Below are 6870 nucleotides of genomic sequence, written 5' to 3' on the forward strand. Positions count from 1 at the left end.
AGGCGAGGTCCGGCTTGCCCGTCTCGCACCAGACCAGGTCGGCGTAGGGGGCGTAGGCGAGGCCGCGGCTGATCGCCTGCTCGGCACCCGGGCGGGTCTTGTAGAAGCCCTCGACGGTGCGCTCGCCGGTGCAGAACGGGCGGTCGTTGGCGTCGACATCGGAGGTGAGCAGATCGGCGGCTTCGGCGTCGGTGCGGGCGACGATCAGCGTCGGCACGCCCATGACGTCGGCGGCGAGGCGCGCGGCGTTGAGCTTCTCGATGGCTTCGCGGGTCGGCACCAGCACCTTGCCGCCCATGTGGCCGCACTTCTTCACCGAGGCGAGCTGGTCTTCGAAGTGCACGCCCGAGGCGCCGGCCTCGATCATCGCCTTCATCAGCTCGAAGGCGTTGAGCACGCCACCGAAGCCGGCTTCGGCATCCGCCACGATCGGTTGCAGGTAGTCGATGTCGCCCGTGCCTTCGGCGCACTGGATCTGGTCGGCACGGAGCAGGGTGTTGTTGATGCGCTTCACCACCTGCGGCACCGAGTTGGCCGGGTACAGCGACTGGTCGGGGTACATCTCGCCGGCGAGGTTGGCATCCGCCGCGACCTGCCAGCCCGAGAGGTAGATGGCCTTCAGGCCGGCCTTGACCTGCTGCATGGCCTGGTTACCGGTGAGCGCGCCCAGCGCGTTGATGAAGTCTTCCGTCTGCAGGGAGCGCCACAGCTTCTGCGCGCCGAGCTTGGCGATGCTGTGCTCGACCGGGACGGTGCCGCGAAGACGGACGACGTCGTGGGCGGTGTAGTTGCGGGTCACGCCCTTCCAGCGGGGGTTGGTGGCCCAGTCGTGCTTCAGTTGGTCGGCGGTCGGCAGCGTGCTCATCGTGATGTCCTTGCGGGGTGTCGTGGGGTCGGGGAGCGGGGAGCGGGGGAACGGGAACGCGTTGGAGCGGTTCAGGCGGTGCGCAGGTCGTTCTCAACGAGCGCGGGATACGCGGCGCTGGTGAGGAAGGCTTCGAGGGTGTCGGCGTGGGTGAGGCGGTCGAGCAGGGCGATGGCGGCATCGAGGCGTTCGCCACCGGTGATCGCGCGGCGGTCGCCAATGACCGACGGCAGGTTGATCAGCGCGCGCTCGAACAGCGCCCAATCCACCGGCGTGCCGTCGTCGAGGTGCAGCGGTTCGGCGGGAACGCCGTTCTTCGCGGCGACCTGCGGGTGGTGCAGCCAGCGCCACAGCTGGGTGCGGCTGATCTCGGCGGTGGCGGCGTCCTCCATCAGGTGGTGGATCGGCACGCAGCCGCTGCCGGCCAACCACGCCGCCACGTAGCGCACGCAGACATCGACGTTGTTGTCGAAGCCGGCGCGGGTGATGGTGCCGAGCGAGGGCTTGAGCAGATCGTCGCGCGTGACCTGCACGTCCTCGCGCTTGACGTGGTGCTGGTTCGCCTTCGGCATGTGCGCGTCGAAGACTTCGCGCGCGATCGGGATAAGGGCCGGATGCGCCACCCAGGTGCCGTCGTGGCCGGCGGTGACTTCGCGCAGCTTGTCGGCGCGCACGCGCTGCATCGCGCGCTCGTTCGCCTCGTCATCGCCCTTGATCGGGATCTGCGCCGCCATGCCGCCCATCGCATGCGCACCGCGGCGGTGGCAGGTCTGGATCAGCAGTTCGGAGTAGGCCTTCAGGAAGGGCTGTGCCATCGTCACCTGGCCGCGCTCCGGCAGCACCTTGTCGGCGTGGCGGCGCAGCGTCTTCAGCCAGCTGAAGATGTAGTCCCAGCGGCCGCAGTTCAGGCCGACGATGCGACCGCGCAGCGCGTGCAGGATCTCGTGCATCTCGAACACGGCCGGCAGCGTTTCGATCAGCACCGTCGCCTTCATCGTGCCCACCGGCAGGTTCAGGCGCACTTCGAGGAAGGCCATCACCTCGTCCCACAGGCGCGCTTCCTCCATGCACTCCATCTTCGGCAGGTAGAAGTACGGGCCGCGCTCGCGCCAGGCCAGGGTCTTGGCGTTGTGGAAGGCGAAGGTGGCGAGGTCGAACAGGCCGCCGCCCATCGGCTGGCCGTCGACCGTCACGTGCACCTCGTCGAGGTGCCAGCCGCGCGGGCGGACGATCAGCACGGTCTTGCTGGCCGGGTCGAGCGCGTAGCGCTTGCCGGTCTCCGGCGCGGTGAAGGTCAGGATGCCGTCGACGGCGTCGCGCAGGGCGCGCTGGCCGGTGATCTGGTTGGCGAAGGACGGCGCGTTGCTGTCCTCGAAATCGGCCATGAAGCAGTTGGCGCCCGAGTTCAGCGCGTTGATGACCATCTTCGGGTCGACCGGGCCGGTGATCTCGACGCGGCGGTCCTGCAGGGCGGCCGGGATCGGGGCCACGGTCCAGTCGCCTTCCCGGATCGAACGCGTGTCGGCGCGGAAGTCCGGCAGCATCCCGGCATCGAACTCGGCCTGGCGGGCGACGCGGGCGGCCAGGCGCTGGCGGCGGGCCGGCTCGAACAGGCGGTGCAGGTCGGTGAGCAGGGCCTGCAGCTCGGGCACCAGGATCGTGGCCTCGCCCTCGACCGGGCGGCCGACGCGGCGGAAGCCGGTGGCGGCCTGCGTGGGGGAATCGGGGGTGCGGGTGGGCTCGGTGGCGGTGCTCATGGGGCGAAGCGGGTCCGTGCGGCGGGTTCGGGGCGGAGCGGGTCAGGGCTCCGGCATGGGTCCCAAGCTCACCCTCTGAGCGATTGTTGACAAAGCAAATCTTTGGATACGATGTATGAGTTCCTCAAATACCTATCAGAATCCATGGCCAACGTGACGCGAAAGCGCCCCCAAAAGTCGGCTTCAGAGCGGAAGCCCGAAGCGGATTCCGGCCGCTTCTACTACAAGGGCAGCCGCCTCAAGCCCTTGCAGGCCTTCTGCCAGGTGGCCCGACTGGGCTCGGTCAGCCGCGCGGCGGAGGCCCTGTTCCTCAGCCAGCCGGCCGTCTCCCTGCAGCTCAAGGCGCTGGAAAGCCACTACGGCGTGCCCCTTCTGGAGCGCGTCGGCCGACGCCTCTCGCTCACCCGCGACGGGCAGGCCCTGTACGACCTGGCGCGGCCGCTGATCGACGGCTTCGAGGGCCTCGACGAGGCCTTCCGCGGCAGCCAGGGCGGGCTCGAGGGCGGCGAACTGCACATCGCCGCCGGCAGTTCCACCCTGCTGCACCTGCTGCCAGAGCCGCTGGCGGCATTCCGCGCGCTGCGGCCCGACGTGCGCCTGCACCTGCACAGCGTCACGGGCCAGGCCGGCCTCGCGAAGCTGCGCGCCGATGAAGTGGATTTCGCTGTCGGCGCGATGTGGGAAGTGCCCAACGACATCGACTACGCGCCCCTGCAGCGCTTCGACGCGATGCTGATCACCGCGCCGCAGCATCCGCTGGCGAAGCGTTCGGCGATCAAGCTCGAAGACCTCTCGCCGCACGGGCTGATCCTGCCGCCCAAGCAGCTGTCGACCTGGCGCATGGTCACCACCGCCTTCGAACAGCGCCGCGTGCCCTACACCGTCGCGATCGAAGTCGGCGGCTGGGAAGTGATCAAGCAGTACGTCGCGCAGGACCTCGGCATCTCGGTGGTGTCGGCGCTTTGCCTGACCGACGCCGACAAGGCGCGCCTCGTGGCGCGCCCGCTGCGCGAGTACTTCCCCTCGCGCACCTACGGTGTGCTGGTGCGCAAGGGCAAATCACTGACGGGACCGGCGCGCGCCTTCGTCGACCTGATCAAGCCGGGCCTGTTCAAGCGCAAGGACTGGTTCGAAGCGGGGCATTCGGAGCGCTGAGTCAGCCGCGTAAGGATCCGCCATGCTCGCGCGTATCACCCCGGCATGGACGCCCTCACCGCCCCGATGACCGACGCCATCGACACCCGCCGCGAACGCTTCGCCCTGCTGCTCGGCCAGCACCGTGGCCTGCTGCGCAAGATCGCCTGGGGTTTCAGCGACTGCCCGGCCGACCGCGCCGACCTCGAGCAGGACATGGCCGCGCAGCTGTGGGCGGTGTTTCCCGCCTGGGACGGCGAACGCCCCTTCGCCACCTGGGCCTACCGCGTGGCGCTCAACGTCTGCCTGAGTGGGCGGCGCGCGACGCAAGTGCGCGGCGGCAGCGCGATGCGTGCACCGGGGCGCGGCTCGACCGCGGCGGATTCGCAGGCCGATGACGACAGCGCGCACGACCCGCTCGACCACCTCGTCGACCCCGGCACTACGCCGGAACAGATCGCCCAGCAGCGCGACCTGCACCGCGTCATCGCCGGCCTCGATCCCTTGAACCGCGCCTTGCTACTGCTGTGGCTCGACGACTTGGGTTACCGCGAGATCGGCGATGTGCTCGGCCTCTCCGAAAGCAACGTCGGCGTCCGCCTCAACCGACTGAAAGCGCGACTGCGCACCGAACTGGAACCCTGACCGTGGAGACTGCCATGGACCTCGACACCCTCAAGACCACCTGGAAATCGCTCGACGAACGGCTGGCGCGCATCGAAGCCCTGCAGTCGGAGGCGAATGCCATCGAGCGCGCCCGCGATGCCGAAGCCCGCGCGAGCGCCGGCCAGCTCGCCAGCCGCCGCGCTCTGCGCCCGCTCGCCATCGGCCTCGGCCTGCAGGCGATCGCCGGCGTGACCCTGGCCACGATTGCCGTCGCCTTCTGGGCGAAGCGCATGGACGCCGGCGCGCAGTTCATCGTCTACGGCGTGCTGGTGCAGGCCTATGCCGTCGCGCTGATCGCCTCCGCTGGCCAGGAACTCTCGCTGATCCGCCGCGTGCGGATGACCGGCGCGGTGCTCGACATGCAGGGCGCCCTCGCCGCGCTGCGGCGCTGGCGCAAGACGGCCGGCTGGGTCCTCGGTCTCGCGGGCGGCGTCATCTGGGTGCCGCTGCTGCTGATGAGCCTGGCCGTGCTCGGCGCCGATGTGTGGACCGAGCGGCCGTCCCTGATCGGCTGGCTGGCGCTGTGGGCGGTGGGCGGCACCGCGGCCGTGTGGGCGATCCTGCGCTGGGCCGAACGCCATCCCCGCTTCGGCGCGTCGATGCGCGCCAATGCGGCCGGCCAGAGCGTGCGCCGCGCGGAACTGGCGCTGGCGGACGTGCGGGCCTTCGAGGCCGAAGGCCGCTGAGTCGCGCTTCAGACCGCCTTTGCGTCGCCTTCGGGTTCGTCGACCTTGGTCGGGAAGGTCCACAGCCACAGCAGGATCAAGATGCCGCCCACGGGCGCCAGGGCGATCAGCGTCCACCAGGGGCTCAAGCCGGCATCGCGAAGTCGCCGGCAGCTGGCGGCGATCCACGGCAGCAGCACGATCAGGCCGACCAAGCGGGCCGGAAACGGCCCGAGCAGTTCCGCGAACGCCTCGCCCACGCCGAGCACCATGACCACGGCGAGCATGAACCACCAGAACGCGGGGCGCGTGCTGATGCCGGTGAAGTCGAGGCCGCGCACCACACCCTCCAGCATCGCGTCGAGGACGGCTTGGCTGGGGGCATTGGGGCGGTAGCGGGGATCGCGCACCAGCAGGGTCTCAGCCGGCACCTCGAACACCGCGGCGAGCGCCCGCAGGGATTCGGTCGAGACCTTGGCCCCGGTTTCCAGACGCTGGATGGTTCGCAGATTGAGGCCGCTGAGTTCGGCCAGTTGCTCCTGCGACCACCGCTTGGCGGTGCGCAGCTCGCGTAGACGGGTACTGTCGATGTGCATGGGGTCCTACTCCTCCGGGGAACGGTGTTCGACCCCGCCAGCATCCTGCCGAAAAACCGCAAGTCGTGACGACACGGGCCCGACACCGGCCCGCCACGGCCCCGCCAGCGGCTTTGATCCGGCTCAATTCCCGCCCGAGGGGCGCGGCGCAGAGTGAGGCCGTGGGGCCACACCAGGCTCCGAAGGAGACCGCAGCCATGAGCACCCCATCCCGCCGCCGCCCACCCTCGCCGCGCCGCGTGGCCAGCGAAGTCCGCCCCAGCCGCCGCGGTGATGTGCCGCCGCGCCTCGAAGCCGAGGCCATCGGCGAGCGCGTCGCCGCCGTCCGCACCGTCGCCGCGCAGAACGCGGTGGTGGCCGCCGCGGAGGGCCTGCTGCATCCGGCCCATCCGGACGCCGTCGGCGACCGGGCCCGGGCCCTGCGCACCCTGATCGACGGCGCCGACCCCGACGATGCCCGCGCGCTGCGCTCGGCCCTGCTCGCCCCGGATGCGCCGCCACCAGAGATCCCCGACCCCGACGACCTGCTGGCCCCCGACTGGCGCGAGGGCGGCTACCCCTACCTCAACCTGCTGCGCCGCGGCCCCTACGAGAAGCACAAGTTCAACCTGCAGGTGGAACTGCTGAAGCTGCAGGCCTGGGTGAAGGAGACGGGCCAACGCGTGGTCATCCTGTTCGAAGGCCGCGACGCCGCCGGCAAGGGCGGCGCGATCAAGCGCTTCATGGAGCACCTCAATCCGCGTGGCGCCCGCGTCGTCGCGCTGGAGAAGCCCACGCCTACCGAGCAGGGCCAGTGGTATTTCCAGCGCTATGTCGAACACCTGCCCACGCGCGGCGAGATCGTGATGTTCGACCGCAGCTGGTACCACCGCGCCGGCGTCGAGCGGGTGATGGGTTTCTGCGCCGACGCCGAATACACCGAGTTCATGCGCCAAGCGCCGGAATTCGAGCGCCACCTCGTGCGCAGCGGCGTGCACCTGGTGAAGTTCTGGTTCAGCGTGAGCCGCAAGGAGCAACGCCGCCGCTTCAAGGAGCGCGAATCGCACCCGCTCAAGCAGTGGAAGCTCTCGCCGATCGACAAGGCCTCGCTGGACAAGTGGGACGATTACACCCGCGCGAAAGAGGCGATGTTCTTTGGCACCGACACCGCCGACTCGCCGTGGACCGTGATCAAGAGCGACTGCAAG

At 69.9% G+C, this 6870-nt stretch carries 7 protein-coding genes; 4 read left to right on the forward strand and 3 right to left on the reverse strand.

Annotated elements, in window-relative coordinates; translation table 11 throughout:
* Positions 1-865: isocitrate lyase (aceA, locus tag ACIQ6S_RS13855; protein ID WP_397608865.1), on the reverse strand; the 865-nt coding region annotated here is incomplete at its 3' end.
* A gap of 71 nt (positions 866-936) precedes the next feature.
* Positions 937-2622 (reverse strand): malate synthase A, encoded by a 1686-nt coding sequence (aceB, locus tag ACIQ6S_RS13860; RefSeq protein WP_397608866.1) that lies wholly within the window; start codon positions 2620-2622, stop codon positions 937-939.
* 144 nt (positions 2623-2766) lie between these two features.
* Here aceB and ACIQ6S_RS13865 point away from each other — a divergent pair, with 144 nt between their 5' ends.
* From ACIQ6S_RS13865 to ACIQ6S_RS13875, 3 genes are read left to right on the forward strand one after another with little or no spacing between them, the layout of a single operon-like run.
* Positions 2767-3777, forward strand: coding sequence for a LysR family transcriptional regulator (locus ACIQ6S_RS13865; protein ID WP_397572920.1), 1011 nt, complete (start codon positions 2767-2769; stop codon positions 3775-3777).
* A 45-nt stretch (positions 3778-3822) separates the two neighbouring features.
* The gene (locus ACIQ6S_RS13870) at positions 3823-4401 is read left to right on the forward strand and encodes an RNA polymerase sigma factor (protein WP_397608867.1); all 579 of its coding nucleotides are present in this window, start codon (positions 3823-3825) and stop codon (positions 4399-4401) included.
* A gap of 14 nt (positions 4402-4415) precedes the next feature.
* Positions 4416-5108: a hypothetical protein gene (locus tag ACIQ6S_RS13875; protein ID WP_397608868.1), complete on the forward strand. Its 693-nt coding sequence runs from the start codon at positions 4416-4418 to the stop codon at positions 5106-5108.
* Positions 5109-5116: 8 nt separating this feature from the next.
* On the opposite strand, the gene ACIQ6S_RS13880 is transcribed toward ACIQ6S_RS13875, so the two are convergent.
* Positions 5117-5683 (reverse strand): DUF805 domain-containing protein, encoded by a 567-nt coding sequence (locus tag ACIQ6S_RS13880; protein WP_397608869.1) that lies wholly within the window; start codon positions 5681-5683, stop codon positions 5117-5119.
* Positions 5684-5880: 197 nt separating this feature from the next.
* Here ACIQ6S_RS13880 and ppk2 point away from each other — a divergent pair.
* Positions 5881-6870 (forward strand): polyphosphate kinase 2 (ppk2, locus tag ACIQ6S_RS13885; protein WP_397608870.1); only part of this gene is annotated, 990 nt, incomplete at its 3' end.

It is taken from the genome of Silanimonas sp., assembly GCF_044377035.1.
GTDB lineage: Bacteria > Pseudomonadota > Gammaproteobacteria > Xanthomonadales > Xanthomonadaceae > Silanimonas.